Origin of the sequence: Alkalithermobacter paradoxus (genome assembly GCA_002029295.1) — a bacterium.
In the GTDB taxonomy this organism is placed as follows: domain Bacteria; phylum Bacillota; class Clostridia; order Peptostreptococcales; family Peptostreptococcaceae; genus Alkalithermobacter; species Alkalithermobacter paradoxus.
This window is the reverse complement of the sequence record MZGW01000005.1, coordinates 36,713-51,988: the sequence shown is the minus strand read 5'-3', so window position 1 is coordinate 51,988 and position 15,276 is coordinate 36,713. Positions and strand designations below refer to the sequence as shown.

Annotated in this window: 13 protein-coding genes; 12 read left to right on the top strand and 1 reads right to left on the bottom strand. The window is 31.6% G+C overall.

Annotated elements, in window-relative coordinates:
• Positions 1-83: 83 nt before the first annotated feature.
• Positions 84-800, top strand: a complete 717-nt coding sequence (locus tag CLOTH_RS07290) for a M15 family metallopeptidase (protein WP_079412630.1) — start codon at positions 84-86, stop codon at positions 798-800.
• Between the two features lie 552 nt (positions 801-1,352).
• Here the strand turns inward: CLOTH_RS07290 and CLOTH_RS07280 are convergent.
• Positions 1,353-2,705, bottom strand: a complete 1,353-nt coding sequence (locus CLOTH_RS07280; RefSeq protein WP_079412626.1) for a rhodanese-like domain-containing protein — start codon at positions 2,703-2,705, stop codon at positions 1,353-1,355.
• A gap of 245 nt (positions 2,706-2,950) precedes the next feature.
• On the opposite strand from CLOTH_RS07280, the gene CLOTH_RS07275 reads away from it, so the two are divergent.
• The 11 genes from CLOTH_RS07275 to CLOTH_RS07225 all read left to right on the top strand — a co-directional run bounded on the left by CLOTH_RS07275 (position 2,951) and on the right by CLOTH_RS07225 (position 15,264).
• Positions 2,951-5,185 (top strand): methyl-accepting chemotaxis protein, encoded by a 2,235-nt coding sequence (locus CLOTH_RS07275; RefSeq protein WP_079412624.1) that lies wholly within the window; start codon positions 2,951-2,953, stop codon positions 5,183-5,185.
• A gap of 143 nt (positions 5,186-5,328) precedes the next feature.
• Positions 5,329-6,213 carry a phosphate ABC transporter substrate-binding protein gene (locus CLOTH_RS07270; protein ID WP_079412622.1) on the top strand — a complete coding sequence of 295 codons (885 nt, stop codon included), beginning with the start codon at positions 5,329-5,331 and terminating at the stop codon, positions 6,211-6,213.
• Between the two features lie 204 nt (positions 6,214-6,417).
• Positions 6,418-7,350, top strand: a complete 933-nt coding sequence (gene pstC / locus CLOTH_RS07265) for a phosphate ABC transporter permease subunit PstC (RefSeq protein WP_079412620.1) — start codon at positions 6,418-6,420, stop codon at positions 7,348-7,350.
• The gene (pstA, locus tag CLOTH_RS07260; protein ID WP_079412618.1) at positions 7,351-8,196 is read left to right on the top strand and encodes a phosphate ABC transporter permease PstA; all 846 of its coding nucleotides are present in this window, start codon (positions 7,351-7,353) and stop codon (positions 8,194-8,196) included.
• 21 nt (positions 8,197-8,217) lie between these two features.
• Positions 8,218-8,970, top strand: coding sequence for a phosphate ABC transporter ATP-binding protein PstB (gene pstB / locus CLOTH_RS07255; RefSeq protein ID WP_079412616.1), 753 nt, complete (start codon positions 8,218-8,220; stop codon positions 8,968-8,970).
• A 17-nt stretch (positions 8,971-8,987) separates the two neighbouring features.
• The gene (gene phoU, locus CLOTH_RS07250) at positions 8,988-9,638 is read left to right on the top strand and encodes a phosphate signaling complex protein PhoU (RefSeq protein ID WP_079412614.1); all 651 of its coding nucleotides are present in this window, start codon (positions 8,988-8,990) and stop codon (positions 9,636-9,638) included.
• Between the two features lie 179 nt (positions 9,639-9,817).
• Positions 9,818-11,251, top strand: a complete 1,434-nt coding sequence (treP, locus tag CLOTH_RS07245; protein WP_079412612.1) for a PTS system trehalose-specific EIIBC component — start codon at positions 9,818-9,820, stop codon at positions 11,249-11,251.
• A gap of 71 nt (positions 11,252-11,322) precedes the next feature.
• Positions 11,323-12,987, top strand: coding sequence for an alpha,alpha-phosphotrehalase (gene treC / locus CLOTH_RS07240; protein WP_079412610.1), 1,665 nt, complete (start codon positions 11,323-11,325; stop codon positions 12,985-12,987).
• Between the two features lie 36 nt (positions 12,988-13,023).
• On the top strand, positions 13,024-13,752 hold the full coding sequence (gene treR, locus CLOTH_RS07235) for a trehalose operon repressor (RefSeq protein ID WP_079412608.1): 729 nt from the start codon (positions 13,024-13,026) through the stop codon (positions 13,750-13,752).
• Between the two features lie 84 nt (positions 13,753-13,836).
• Entirely contained in the window at positions 13,837-14,253 is a 417-nt protein-coding gene (locus tag CLOTH_RS07230; RefSeq protein WP_079412606.1) for a hypothetical protein, read from the top strand.
• Between the two features lie 12 nt (positions 14,254-14,265).
• Positions 14,266-15,264 (top strand): ABC transporter substrate-binding protein, encoded by a 999-nt coding sequence (locus tag CLOTH_RS07225; RefSeq protein WP_079412604.1) that lies wholly within the window; start codon positions 14,266-14,268, stop codon positions 15,262-15,264.
• The last annotated feature ends 12 nt before the right edge of the window (positions 15,265-15,276 follow it).

The following is a 15,276-nucleotide window of genomic DNA, read 5'->3' as shown; positions in this document are numbered from 1 at the left end:
TAAAAAAATATATGTGTACATTATACTATAAAGGGTAATGGGCTATATTAAGCTAGCATTGAGCAACTTAAAGGGGGAAAGCTATGAAAAGAGTAATTTATATAATGATATTTATGCTACTTAGCATGACAATACTAAGGTATCAATCAACAGAAACATTACACTATACAGTAGAAGCATCTTTAGATAATATAGATGTTATTGAAGATGAGAAAACAGTTGTTAAGCCTAAGAAATTAGAGAGTATTACAATAGTAGAAGATATTAAGCCACATTATGTGCAAGGAGTTATAATTGTAAACAAAGGATATGGTCTACCTTCTAACTATGCTCCAGGGGAAAATGCTAATGCAAGAGCTGCATTTAACAAAATGCAATCTGATGCTAAGCTAGAAGGCATCACACTACACGCTTTTTCAACGTACAGAAGCTACGATCGTCAAAGAATGATATACAGTAATTATGTTTCAAAGTATGGACAGGCTAGAGCAGACAAATTCTCTGCTAGACCTGGGCATAGTGAACATCAAACAGGTCTTGCATTTGATATAGGAGGAGCAGACACAACTGTTTGGCTATCTCAGAAATTTGGAAAATCACCAGAAGGTAAATGGCTAGTTGAGAATGCACACAAATATGGATTTGTACTTCGTTATCCTCAAGGCAAAGAACACATAACAGGTTATATGTATGAGCCATGGCACTTTAGATATGTAGGGGTAGAGTGGTCAACAAAAATTGTAGAAAGTGGCCTTACCTTAGATGAATATTTTGGGGTAGTATCTCCAAGTTATAAATAGAAACAGAGTGCGGCATACAGGTACATACATATAGAGGCTATGGGATATATAAATTAATTAAGAAATTTTGATTAAAAATATTAAGAAGGAATAATACAGATAAAACTCCTGTTGAAGAATTTACAACAGGAGTTTTGTCGTGATAAGGACTATAATTTGAATTAACAAAATCAGTTTAGATGCCATAATAAAATATATATAAGAAAGCTTGTCTATAAAAAAGCTATTATTTATAACAAAGTAAACGAGAAGACTTAATATACATGCTAAAAATATCTGCACCCTAAAAAATATACACTTATTATTTTTTATAGACCATATAATAAGGACAGCAAATATTAAAGCTAAAGCAATTGATATAATACCTTGTATAAATAAACCATCAGGAGAATATATTCCCTGCTGATATTGCATTCTTCTAAAATGAATATGGCGCATAACACCTGCTTTCTTAGAAGATAAATTATCTAGGAAAAATACAGACACTAAAATACTAATTTGAACTAATAAAGTAAATAGATAAAATATTTTCCTTACCAAATTATTCATAGATTACTTAGGTTCTCCCACTTCTATAGGGTTATTAGTATCGTTACTCCACCCAATCCATCCATCACTATATAAAGAAGTATTTTCAAGTCCCATAACTTGTGCATAAGTTAATACTTCAGCTGCACGCCATCCACTTCCGCACATAAATGCTAGATGATTGTTTATATCTATTCCTGATTTATTCCATAAACTCAATATTTCATTAAAGTTACGCATAGTATTATCTATATTTCTAAAATAGTCAAGAGAATTAGAATCGGAAAGACCAGCATAACCATATAAAGAACCAGGTATACGACCTTTTTTATCGTGATAGCTATACCCAGAAGAATTTCCTATATGCTCATCCCAAGTACGATTATCAACTAAAGTAAATTCATTTTTAGTTAAATTCTCTTTCACTTGCTCTATAGTAGTTATTAACTCTGGATTAGCAGGTATAGTAGCACCAAAATCATTTACAGGAGTAGGCTTATTAGATGTAGTTTCAACTTCATAACCTGCAAGTTTCCAAGCTAATAATCCTCCATTTAATACCCTTACATCCTTCACACCTATATATCTAAGAACAACAGCAACTCTGTAAGCAGCCATTTGATTTTCACTAGTTACTATAACTGTATCATCTTTAGTGAATCCATACTCAAGTGCAAAACTTTCTAACTCTTCATTAGTACCTAGCATCCAAGAAGGAGGAGGTTCTACGAGATCAGTATTAATATGAAAAGCCGTTGGAACATGCCCCTTAGAATAAGAAACATCTTCATCACCCCAACTTGCTTCCACAATCTTTATTTCATTAGCATTTTCAAAAGTCTCTGGAGTTTTACCATCTAGAATATCTTTAACTATACTAGGTGGAACTATCAAGTGATAGTTTTTATATTTTTCCATAGGAAGACTATCATCTTCAGCCCACTCATTTAAATCATATATGTAGATATTGTTATATCCTTTGCCACTTAAATACTTAGCAACCTCTAGTGAATCCTTATTATTAGAATCATACAATACTATATTTTTATCTTGTGTTATATTCTTATTTTTAAGAGCTTCATTTAACAAATTCTCCTTGTTATCAACATCTACACGAAGCCAATTAGCAGAAAAATCAACTGCTCCTGATATATGCCCACCTCTTTTTATTCCATTTAACTTCCAACCATTGAACTCATCACTGCTTCTAGTATCAACTAATACCCAAGAATCATTATTTAGTTTTTCTTTTAAATCATTTGTAGAAATAGTCTTAAATTCTTCATTTGTATCACTTACTTTCTCGATTTGTCCGTTTGAGCAAGCAGACAAAACAAGCAATCCTACTGTGAGCATTAGCAATAAATATTTCTTCATTCTCAAACTCCCTTTCTTCTTTAGTGTATTTAACAATAGATTAACATAGAAATTAACTCAATAATCATAGAAAAACTTTATAGAAATTTCAAACTGTATAGACAAAACTTATACATACATATTTAATCTATTTTTAACATAAATTTAACGACAACTTAAACAAAACTTAATTAACGAGAAATGCATACAGTATATAGTCTAATTATGAGGAAAAAATCCTAATATTGTAGAAAAGGGGACTTGAAATGAGGATTAGAGTTAAGATAGGAACCAAACTGACAGCGATGTTTCTAATTCTTTGTATTTTGCCGACAGTTATTCTGGGATTTTATGCTTATCGTAGAACTTTTAAGGAATTACAAAGAGGAGAAGTAGAGAAATACAATATTTTACTAGAAGGAATAGTTTCAAATACCAGAACAACTTTAAACGATACAGAATTTTTGCTTAAAAACCTAGCAAACAATGCAGCATTTACACAGCTTCTCAATCTTTATAATAACAATGCACAAACAGAAAACACTTTAGCTTTAAGAGAAACTAACAACATGCTAAGAAAAATTTATGTAGACTCTATGGGATATTATGAAAGTGTATTCTTAGTTGGTTTAGATGGAAATATAGTGGCAGACAGCTTAGGAAGAACAGGGTATAGTCTAGGTGTTACTGATTTACAGTTTGTCAAAGATGCTATGAATACTAGAGGATTTGTTATGAGTAATGTATATATGTCAGCATTAAGTCAGACAGGCGTTGATTTGCCAACTGTTTCAATGGCGTATCCTATAATAGAGGGAACAGGACAGGTTTATGGGGCTATTGTTATTACATTCGACTTTAGTAATTTCGATAGAGTAGTAAGAAATACAAATATAGGACAAAGTGGTTATGGATTTATGCTAAGAAGAAGTGGAGAAGTAATAAGTCACCCTGATGGAACTATACTTCTAAAAAAAGCAGATGATCCTATAAGTTTAAGTATATTAGAAAAGGTTCAGGGTGGAGAAGTAAGTGGAGTAAATCATATAAGACACAATAAACAAAAATGGAGCTATTTTTATAGAGCAGTTCCAAATACAAATTGGGTGATAGCATTTACTATTCCTGAGAAAGAATATTTAACAGTTGCATCACAGATAAGGAATAATACATTAATAATTATATTTATAAGTATTTTAATTGCTGTATTAGTTTCTATAGTTTTTGTTAAAAAGCAATTTACAAGATACATAGAACAAATGGCTACAACTATGAAGAAAATAGCAAAAGGAGATTTTACGGTCGTATCTGAATGTAATTCTGGGGATGAATTTGAAGAATTATCAGATAGTATAAATGAAATGACAAGATCCCAAAGTAAAGTATTATCAGAGCTTATAGCAGTCTCTAATAGCTTGAAAGAAGCAGGAGAAAATATGACTCAAAGTAGTGATGAAGCACAGGCATATATGGATGAAATTGCAGCAACAGCTCAGCAGTTTTTAGCATCTGCACAAGAAAGCAAAGGTGTTGTAATAGGAATAGAAGAATCTATAGATGCAGTTATGCATAAATCAGATGAAGTGGAAAAAATCAGCGTAAACGCAGTTAAAGAAAGCAATAGTGCTCAAGTAGCTGCATCTGTAGGGGTAAAGGCTATAGAAAAAGCTATGAGTACAATGGAACATATAGATAAATCTGTATCAGAAACAGTAAAAGACGTAAAACATTTAGTAGAAGATTCAAACACAATTAGAGAATTTGTAGATTATATTAAAGGTATTGCACAGCAGACGAATCTCTTAGCACTTAACGCTGCAATTGAATCAGCAAGAGCGGGAGAAGCTGGAAGAGGATTTGGAGTAGTTGCAGAAGAAGTTAGAAAACTATCTCAACAAAGCAATGAAGCATCTGAAAAAATATCAAATATCATTGAGAACATATTAAAAAGAGTAGATATAGTAAATAAAAAAATACAAAATGCACAGAAGCATTCTAATGAAGGGAAAATAGCTTCTGAGGATGTAAGGCATCAATTTAGCGATATACTAAAATGTATTCATGCAGTTAGTAATTTAATTGAAAAAACGAGTATAGCAGCTAAAGACCAGGTTATAAGCACTAAGAAAGTTCAAGAATACATGATCAAAATTGATGAGATGCTAGAGTATACTCTTCAAGGGGCTAAGCAAATGGCACAGGGAACCCAAAGTCAAGCTCAGATGATGGAAGATATAAGTAGTACAGCTAGCGAACTAAACTTAATGGCAATTCAGCTTAAAGAAACTGCATCACAATTTAAAATTGATAATAAAGAAGATGTAATAAATTACGTTGAAAAAGGAGAAGATATAAAGGACATACAGGAGCTCCAAGAAGAAACAATTGTTCACACTGAATGGATTGATGAAGAAGCACAGGAGTTAGATGATGTAGAAGAAATAGATATATTAAGTGAAGCAGCAATAACCACCGAATATAATGAATATCCAAAAAACTAAAATTTATTCATCAAGATAGTATACTTAACAAAACCATAACATTGTATTAACTTTTCCTTAACCAACAACTTGTCTAAAAACAGTATAATTTGTTTTGTAAGGCAAGTTAAAAAAATTTTCTTAAGTGAAAGGAGATTCACAAAATGAAAAAATTAGCTTTATTACTAGTGTTAGTAATGGTAGCTTCTCTAGGATTAGTAGGATGCGGACCAGAGCAAGCACAAGAACAAAAAAATGATGAGAACAATGCAGGTGTAGATTTTAGTAAGGTAGTTCAAGTAAGAGGATCAGACACAATGGTTAACTTAGGACAACAATGGGCAGAGAAATTTATGGATGAACATCCTGAAGCTCAAATAGCTGTAACAGGTGGAGGATCTGGTACAGGAATAGCAGCTATAATAAATGGAACTGCTGATATAGCTCAATCTTCAAGAAAAATGAAAGATTCAGAATTAGAGCAAGCTAAAGCTAACGGATTTGAATTAAAGGAATTTGTTCCAGGACTTGATGGAATCGCTATAGTTGTTAATAAAGATAATGGTGTAGATACTTTAACTATGGAAGACTTAAAAGCAATATTTACTGGAGAAAAAACTAACTGGAAAGATTTCGGTGGAAAAGATGCTCCAATAACATTATATTCAAGAGAGTCAAACTCAGGAACTTACGCATTCTTTAAAGAATTCGTTTTAAATGATGAAGAATACGCTCAAAGCTCAAACTTAATGCCTTCTACTCAAGCTATAGTTGAAGCAGTAAAGCAAGACGCTAATGGAATAGGATACATTGGTTTAGGATACTTAAATGATGAAGTAAAAGCTATTAAAGTATCTAAAGACAGCAACAGCGAAGCTTTCTTACCATCATTAGAAACAATCAAATCTGGACAATATCCAGTAGCAAGAGAATTATTCATATACACTGCTGGCGAGCCAACAGGTGTTGTAAAAATGTATGTTGACTTTATGATGGGTCCTGAAGGACAAAAAGTTGTACAAGACCTTAAATTCATACCTGTAAAATAGTAATATAAAAAAATAAATGTTTTAAAAATAACATGAGCGGATAGTACATTTACTATCCGCCTATATTCGTCTTATGGGATAAGCAATTACTTTAATTTTCTATGGGGATAGGAAAATAAAGATAGGAAAAATTTTATGATTTACTTATTAAATTACATTCCGAAAGTTTATATAGATTAAGTTATTATAGATAGAGGTGTTAAAATGTCCAATATGACAATGGGAACGAAGCAAAGGTCTAAGAATTTAAAGAAAAATGTAAAAAATAGCATTGGAGAATTCATTATAGAAAATTTAATTTTTATACTAGGTATGACATCTATTTTAATAATATCTTTAATTTTTCTTTTTTTATTCCGTACTGGAATACAACTGTTCAAAGATGTAAGCCCTATGGACTTCTTCTTTGGAAAAAACTGGTTCCCGATTTCTGTTAACCCACAATACGGAATATTACCACTGGTAGCAGGATCGGTTATGGTAACTGCGGGTGCTGTCTTTATTTCTGTTCCCCTAGGTATTGGTTGTGCTATCTTCATCGCTGAAGTAGCACCACCAAGACTTAAGACAGTTTTAAAGATTATTATAGAGTTTTTATCTGCAATTCCATCTGTTGTATTAGGATTTCTTGGAATTGTAATCTTATCTAACTGGGTAAGAATAACTTTTAATTTATCTTCAGGATTTACAGTACTAACAGGATCTATATTAGTATCTTTTATGGCACTACCAACTATAATAAGTATATCTGATGATGCAATTAATGCACTTCCAAAAGAGTATAAAGAAGCGTCTTTGGCTCTTGGAGCTTCAAAGTGGGAAACTATAATTCATGTACTTGTACCTGCTGCTTCATCAGGAATAATAGCGGCAGTTATGTTAGGTGTTGGAAGAGCTATTGGAGAAACTATGACAGTTATGATGGTAACAGGAAACGCTGCTCAAATACCAGATTCATTACTTCAACCTGGAAGAACTATGACAGCTACTATTGCAGCTGAGATGGGAGATACTGTTAGAAATGGTACTCACTATAATGCATTATTTGCAGTAGGAATTGTTTTACTTATCATGACTAGTTGCATAAACTTAGTTGCAGACGCTGTGCTTTCCCGTGCTAAGAAGGAGGGAAGATAGATGAATAAAAAAATAACAGAAAAAATAGCATTTACTATATTAACTTTAGTAGCTATGATAGTAGTAATTCCTACAGTATTAATTATAGGATATATATTTGTAAGAGGTATAGGAACGGTTAATTGGGAGTTTTTGACTGCTATGCCTAGACAGGGTATGAGAGCAGGAGGGATTTATCCTGCTATCGTAGGAACTTTATATTTAGTTCTGGGTACTATAGCTTTTGCACTTCCCCTTGGAATTGGTTCAGCTATATATTTAACTGAATATGCAAAACAAGGAAAGCTTTCTCGTATGATTAGATTAGCTATAGTAAATCTAGCAGGTGTACCATCTGTTGTATATGGTTTATTTGGACTTGGATTATTTGTACTATTTTTAGGTTTTGGATCTTCAATATTAGCAGGATCTTTAACTCTTGCATGCTTAATACTACCAGTTGTTATTACAGCTTCTGAGGAAGCGCTAAAGAGTGTTCCAAGAAGCTACAGAGAGGCATCATTAGCATTAGGAGCTACAAAGTGGCAAACAATATACAAAGTTGTATTACCTCATGCTATGCCTGGTATTTTAACAGGAGCTATATTAGGTATAGGAAGAGCAGCAGGAGAAACAGCACCTATATTATTAACAGTAGCTGCGTTCTTCTTGCCAAGACTTCCAAGAACGGTTTTTGATCAGGCTATGGCATTGCCGTATCATTTATATATTATTTCAACACAAGTACCAAATATGCCAGAGGAGATTAAGTATGGAACTGCTCTTGTCCTTTTGGGAGTAGTAGGAATCTTCTTCATAATCGCAACAACAATAAGAATAAAATTCAAAACAAGCAACCGAGCTTAGGTAAGTGAGGAGGATAAGCTAATGGCAAAGATTTCTGTAAAGAACTTAGATTTATACTATGGTGAATTTAAGGCATTAAAAAATATAAATATAGATATACAAGAAAAGAAGGTAACTGCACTTATTGGACCTTCAGGATGTGGAAAATCTACTTTTCTTAGAACACTAAATAGAATGAATGATTTAATAGATGGTGTTAGAATAGAAGGAGAAATAAAGTTAGAAGAAGATAATATTTATCATAAAGATATAGACGTAGTAGCTTTAAGAAGAAGAATAGGAATGGTGTTTCAAAAGGCAAATCCATTCCCAAAATCCATATATGAAAACGTGGCTTATGGGCCTAGAAGATATGGAGTTAAGAATAAAAGTGAATTAGATGAGATTGTTGAAAAAAGTTTAAGAAAAGCTGCTTTATGGGATGAGGTTAAAGATAGATTAAATAAATCTGCATTAGGACTTTCAGGTGGTCAGCAACAAAGATTATGTATAGCTAGAGCGTTAGCCATGGAACCAGAAGTATTATTAATGGATGAGCCAACTTCTGCACTTGATCCAATAGCTACTGCTAAGATTGAAGAATTGATAACAGAGCTAAAGAAAGATTATACTATAGTAATTGTTACTCACTCAATGCAACAGGCAGCTAGAATTTCAGATGAAACAGCATTTTTCCTAATGGGAGAATTAATAGAGATGGATCAAACACAAAAGATATTCACTACCCCAAGAGATCAACGTACAGAAGACTATGTAACAGGAAGATTCGGTTAAGAATAGGGGGAATCCATATGAGAAGCCAATTTGAGAAAGAAATGAAAAACCTAAACATTAAGCTAATTAAGATGGGAGAAATGGTACAAGATATAATAGAAGTATCTGTACAAGCTCTAGCAAAGCAAGATTTAGAAGCAGCTAAAAGAGTATATGTTATGGATGATAAAATAGATGAACTAGAACTAGAAATAGAAAATGAATGCATGAAATTACTAGCACTTCAACAACCTATGGCTAGAGATCTAAGAACTATTGGAACTATCATCAAGATAATAACAGATTTAGAAAGAATGGGAGATCATGCAGTAAATATAGCTAAAGTTACTTTAGAAATTGGAGATACTCCGCTAATAAAGCCTCTAATAGATATACCGAGAATGGCAAGGCTAACAGAGGATATGGTTAAAAAGGTTCTAGATGCATTTACTAATGCCGATACAAAAATGGCAGAAGAAGTTGCACATGATGATGAAGCTGTAGATGAAATTTACGAAGGTATATATACAGAGTTAATTAACATGATGATACAAAACCCAGAAACTACAAAACAAGCAACTAATTTATTATTTATAGGTAGATATTTAGAGCGTATAGCAGACCATGCAACTAATATCGGTGAAAGAATAATATATATGGTAACTGGAGAAAGAGTAGAGATAAATTAAAAAGCTCAGGCATTTGATGCCTGAGTTTTTTATATTACAAATTATGAAGAAAACGCTTGACGAAGATGTACGTACAGGATATAATTTATATACAACAAAAACTTGTACGTACAGACAATGCTAAAGAGAAAAGGTTTTCAGATACTGAATATATCAAATTATTAAAAGGAGGTTATGATATGTCTAAGTTTTCTAATGAAGTAAAGCAATTACTAGATTACATTGGAGGAAAAGACAATATAGCAGCAGTATCACATTGTATGACTAGAATGCGTTTTGTACTTAATGATCCTAAAAAAGCAGATATAAAGAAAATAGAAGAAATCAAGCTTGTTAAAGGGACATTCACACAATCAGGTCAATTTCAGATAATAATAGGAAATGAAGTATCTACATTCTACAATGAATTTGTAAATTACGCAGGAGTAGAAGGTGTTAATAAGGAAGCTGCTAAAAAAGCTGCATCAAAGCACCTAAATCCATTACAAAAACTAATTGCACACCTAGGTGAGATATTTGCACCATTAATTCCAGCTATAGTAGTCGGGGGATTAATACTAGGTTTTCGTAACATAATAGGAGATATAAAATTACTAGAAGAAGGGACTAAGACTTTAACAGAAACTTCTCAATTCTGGGCAGGTATGCATCATTTTCTTTGGCTTATAGGAGAGGCAATATTCTTCTTCTTACCTGTAGGGATAACATGGTCTATTTCTAAAAAGATGGGAACAACTCAAATACTAGGAATAATATTAGGTATAACACTAGTTTCTCCACAACTTCTAAATGCATATGCTGTAGCAGGTGGAGCTGAGCCACCAGTGTGGGATTTTGGATTTACTCAAATAAAAATGATTGGTTATCAAGCTCAGGTTATACCAGCAATGCTTGCAGGATTTGTTTTAGCTCATCTAGAGATTAAGATTAGAGATAGAGTTCCTTCATATATATCAATGGTAGTAGTTCCGTTTTTATCATTAGTACCAACTGTATTATTAGCTCACGTAGTATTAGGTCCTGTAGGTTGGACGATAGGTTCTTATATATCAGATATAGTTTATACAGGACTTACTTCATCGTTTGGATGGTTATTTGCTTCTATATTTGGATTTGGATATGCACCGCTTGTTATAACTGGACTTCATCATATGACTAATGCTATAGATCTTCAATTAATGGGTGAATTCGGTGGAACAAATCTTTGGCCTATGATAGCATTATCAAACATAGCTCAAGGATCTGCAGTTTTAGGAATGATATATTTAAACAGAAATAATGAAGAAGAAAAGCAAGTATCTATACCAGCAGCTATATCTTGCTACTTAGGGGTAACAGAGCCAGCTATGTTTGGTATTAACTTAAAATATGTATATCCATTCTTAGCTGCTATGATTGGTTCATCTATAGCGGGTGTAGTTTCAGTAGGATCAGGAGTTATGGCAAATTCAATCGGGGTTGGTGGATTACCAGGAATATTATCTATTCAGCCACAGCATATGTTGATGTTTGGAGTTGCTATGGCAATAGCTATAGTTGTACCATTTATACTTACTATAGCATTTTCTAAGAAAAAAATAGGTGTAAAAGAAAACAATAAGGCATTATCATAAATGATTTAAATAAAGGAGATTTTAATCTCCTTTATTTAAGTTTTGACATCTTAGTAAAAGGAGTAGATATTATGAAGGACTTTAAGAAAAGTGTAGTATATCAAATATATCCAAAATCATTTAATGATTCTAATGGAGATGGATTAGGAGATTTGAAAGGTGTAACTCAAAAATTAGAATATATAAAAGAGTTAGGAGTAGACTATATATGGCTTACTCCATTTTATGTTTCACCTCAGAAAGATAATGGATATGATGTTGCTGATTATTATAATATAGATCCTAGTTTTGGAACTATGGAAGATTTTGAAGAAATGGTTAATAAAGCTAATAAACTGGGAATTGACGTAATGCTAGATATGGTATTTAACCATACATCTACAGAGCATGAATGGTTCAAAAAAGCATTAAATGAAGATGAAAAATATAAAAACTACTATATATTCAAAAAATCTAAGGATGGAAAAGAACCAACCAACTGGATTTCAAAGTTTGGAGGTTCAGCTTGGCAGTATGTAGAGAAGTTTGATGAATATTATCTACACTTATTTGATAAGACACAGGCTGATCTTAATTGGGAGAATGAAAGTGTAAGAAAGGAAATATACGATATAGTAAATTTCTGGATAGGAAAAGGAGTTAAGGGATTCAGATTAGATGTTATAAATTTAATATCTAAACCAGATGTTTATGAAGATGACAATGATGGAGATGGAAGAAGATTTTATACAGACGGACCTCGTATTCATGAATACTTAAAGAAGCTAAATAAAGAAACTTTTGGAAAGTATGAAGATATAATAACTGTTGGAGAAATGTCATCAACTACTGTAGATAACTGCATAAAGTATTCAAATCCAAATGAAAAAGAATTATCTATGGTATTTAATTTCCACCACTTGAAAGTAGACTATAAAGATGGTGATAAATGGAGCCTTATGAATTTTGATTTTAAGAAATTAAAGGAGATTTTTAGTTACTGGCAGACTGAAATAGAGAAAGGGAATGGGTGGAGTGCAGTATTTTGGTGCAATCATGATCAACCTAGAGTTGTATCTCGCTTTGGAGATGATAAGAAATACCATAAAGAATCTGCAAAGATGCTTGCAACATGCATACACATGTTAAGGGGAACACCTTATATTTATCAAGGTGAAGAATTTGGAATGACGAATGCATACTATGATACAATAGACAAATATAAAGACGTAGAATCAATAAACTATTACAATATATTAAAAGAAAATAATGTACCTGAAGAAGAAATACTTAAGATACTTAATGATAAGTCTAGAGATAACTCGAGAACCCCTATGCAGTGGAGTGATGAAATAAATGGAGGATTTACACAAGGAAAACCTTGGATATCAGTATGCAAAAACTATAAATCAATCAATGCACAGGATGCAATTAAAGATAAAAATTCTATTTTTTACCATTATAAAAAGCTTATCAACCTTAGAAAAGAATACGATATTATAGCTTATGGAAGTTTTAAGATGATACTTGAGGAAGATGAAAATATATTCGCTTATGTAAGAGAATATAACCACGAAAAGTTACTAGTTATAAATAACTTTTATGGAGAAGAAGTGGACTTTAATCTTCCAAATACGATAAAACTAAATGAATATAAATCATCTATTTTAATATCAAATTACACTGACTCACCAGCTAAGTTTGATAAAATAAAATTAAGACCTTATGAATCTATAGTTTATTACCTTGAAAAATAATATTTTAGTTGCTAAAATATTCTAAGGTGATAAAGAATGAATTCAAAATACTTAAGTATTTATAATGAAATAGTAAGAAAAATAGAAAATGGTGAATTATCTCGAGATTCAAAACTACTTTCTGAAAATGAATATATGAAAGAGTACAATGTATCTAGAGATACAATAAGAAAAGCACTAAATTTGCTAGAACAAGATGGATATATTCAGAAAATAAAAGGAAAGGGATCTTTTGTACTGGATATAAATAAATTTGATTTCCCTATAAGTGGTATAATAAGCTTTAAGGAATTATCTCAAAGGATGAATTTAAAATCTGAAACAATTGTAAATGAATTAGAATTGATACAGCCAGATGCGTTTATAAGTAAGCAATTGAATATAACAAAAAAAGATAAAGTATGGAAAGTAGTTAGATCAAGGAAAATAGGAAATAAAAGAATTATATTAGACAAAGACTATATAGTTCATAATTTCGTTCCATGTCTAACAAAAGAAATATGTGAAAAATCTATATATGAATATATAGAAAATGAACTAAATTTGAAGATAAGTTTCGCAAAGAAAGAAATTACAGTAGAAGCAGCAACAGATGAGGACAAGAAATATTTAGATTTAAAAGATTATAGTATGGTAGCTGTAGTTAAGAGCTACACATACTTAGATGATACAAGTTTATTTCAGTATAGTGAATCAAGACATAGACCTGATAAGTTTAAATTTGTAGATTTTGCCAGGAGAAAAGGCTCTATCCATTATGGATAGAGCTTTTTCTAATATACACATAATATAAACTTATATTATAATATTATAGTATTCACAAAATTAAATCATAACAAGGAGGAGTACATGTTTTATACATCCATGCTGGTTGTTATATTAGGAACAGTGTTATATCACGTTTCACAGAAGTTAATAAATCCCAATGTGATTCCAATGGCATCTATGAGCGTAACATACGCAATTGCACTACTTTTTTCACTTGTTTCACTATTTATATTTGGCAAAGAAAGTGCTATAACTTCTTTCAAAGAGTTAAATTGGGCAAGTTATACACTAGGAATTGTAATTTTTACATTGGAGATAGGTTTTTTGTTTGTTTATAGAAGTGGATGGAATATAAATACCGCAGCGTTATTTGCTAATATTATATCTGCTGTAATACTTACTTTCATAGGTATAACTATATTTAAAGAAAGTATATCTATAAAAAATATTATAGGAATTGTACTAAGTGTTATAGGTATGATTCTAATGAGAAAATAGGAGGAAAATGCTATGAAGAGAATAATAGCTTTAATGCTCATATTGAGCATTCTTATCATTTCAGGTTGCCAAAATCAAGTATCTAAATCTGATGAACATACAGAAAATCAAATAAAGGTTGTAGACTTTAGAGGAAAAGAAATAGTGCTAGAAAAACCTGCACAAAGAATTGCTGCAATGTTAGATAGTGGTCTTACTACATTACATATGCTAGGAGTTAAAGATGAAGTTATAGCAGTAGATAAATGGACATACGATAGTCCAGGATTTGAATATACAAAGAAAATAGATACAAGATTTGAAAGTGAAGAAGTTCCAGCAGTTACTGGAAATATAGAAAAAATTATTTCTCTAAACCCAGATATAGTTATAATATGGGCAGAACATGAAGATATAAAACCACTTGAGCAAGCTGGTATAAAGGTGTACGGAGTTCAAATAAATTCATTTGATCAAACTTTCAAGATGGTTGAGGATCTAGGGAAAATTACAGGAAAAGATGAAAGAGCAAAAGAAATTATAGATTACACTAGAAGTGAATTACAAGAGATAGAGAATATAGTTAAAGATATAAAAGAAGAAGATAAGCAAACTGGATTATTTGTATGGGGTCCTACCGTTTTAGATATAGCAGGAGGAGATAGCACAGGTAATGATATTATAGTTTCAGCTGGTGGAATAAACGTTGCAAAAGATATAAATGCAGAGCATCCAATAGCAAATATGGAAGAGTTAATATCTTGGAACCCAGATAGTATAATAATGTGGTATTCTAAAAATTTATCTACAGATGATTTAATAAATTCTCCTCAGTTAAAGTCTATAAATGCTGTAAAGGATAATAGAGTATTTATGCTACCGAACTTTTATTACTGTGATCTTTGGACTGTAAAATATCAATATTCAGTTAAAGCTACTGCAAAATGGCTATATCCAAATCTATTTAAAGATATAGATCTTGATGTAGAAAAAGATACAATGCTAAATAAACTTTATAATTTTGATTTTTAGATGGAGGATATA

Bases quoted from the DNA above. Each gene is read 5' to 3' on its own strand.
- CLOTH_RS07290 (WP_079412630.1), top strand. From the start codon at position 84: ATGAAAAGAGTAATTTATATAATGATATTTATGCTACTTAGCATGACA.
- CLOTH_RS07280 (WP_079412626.1), bottom strand. From the start codon at position 2,705: ATGAAGAAATATTTATTGCTAATGCTCACAGTAGGATTGCTTGTTTTG.
- CLOTH_RS07275 (WP_079412624.1), top strand. From the start codon at position 2,951: ATGAGGATTAGAGTTAAGATAGGAACCAAACTGACAGCGATGTTTCTA.
- CLOTH_RS07270 (WP_079412622.1), top strand. From the start codon at position 5,329: ATGAAAAAATTAGCTTTATTACTAGTGTTAGTAATGGTAGCTTCTCTA.
- pstC (WP_079412620.1), top strand. From the start codon at position 6,418: ATGTCCAATATGACAATGGGAACGAAGCAAAGGTCTAAGAATTTAAAG.
- pstA (WP_079412618.1), top strand. From the start codon at position 7,351: ATGAATAAAAAAATAACAGAAAAAATAGCATTTACTATATTAACTTTA.
- pstB (WP_079412616.1), top strand. From the start codon at position 8,218: ATGGCAAAGATTTCTGTAAAGAACTTAGATTTATACTATGGTGAATTT.
- phoU (WP_079412614.1), top strand. From the start codon at position 8,988: ATGAGAAGCCAATTTGAGAAAGAAATGAAAAACCTAAACATTAAGCTA.
- treP (WP_079412612.1), top strand. From the start codon at position 9,818: ATGTCTAAGTTTTCTAATGAAGTAAAGCAATTACTAGATTACATTGGA.
- treC (WP_079412610.1), top strand. From the start codon at position 11,323: ATGAAGGACTTTAAGAAAAGTGTAGTATATCAAATATATCCAAAATCA.
- treR (WP_079412608.1), top strand. From the start codon at position 13,024: ATGAATTCAAAATACTTAAGTATTTATAATGAAATAGTAAGAAAAATA.
- CLOTH_RS07230 (WP_079412606.1), top strand. From the start codon at position 13,837: ATGTTTTATACATCCATGCTGGTTGTTATATTAGGAACAGTGTTATAT.
- CLOTH_RS07225 (WP_079412604.1), top strand. From the start codon at position 14,266: ATGAAGAGAATAATAGCTTTAATGCTCATATTGAGCATTCTTATCATT.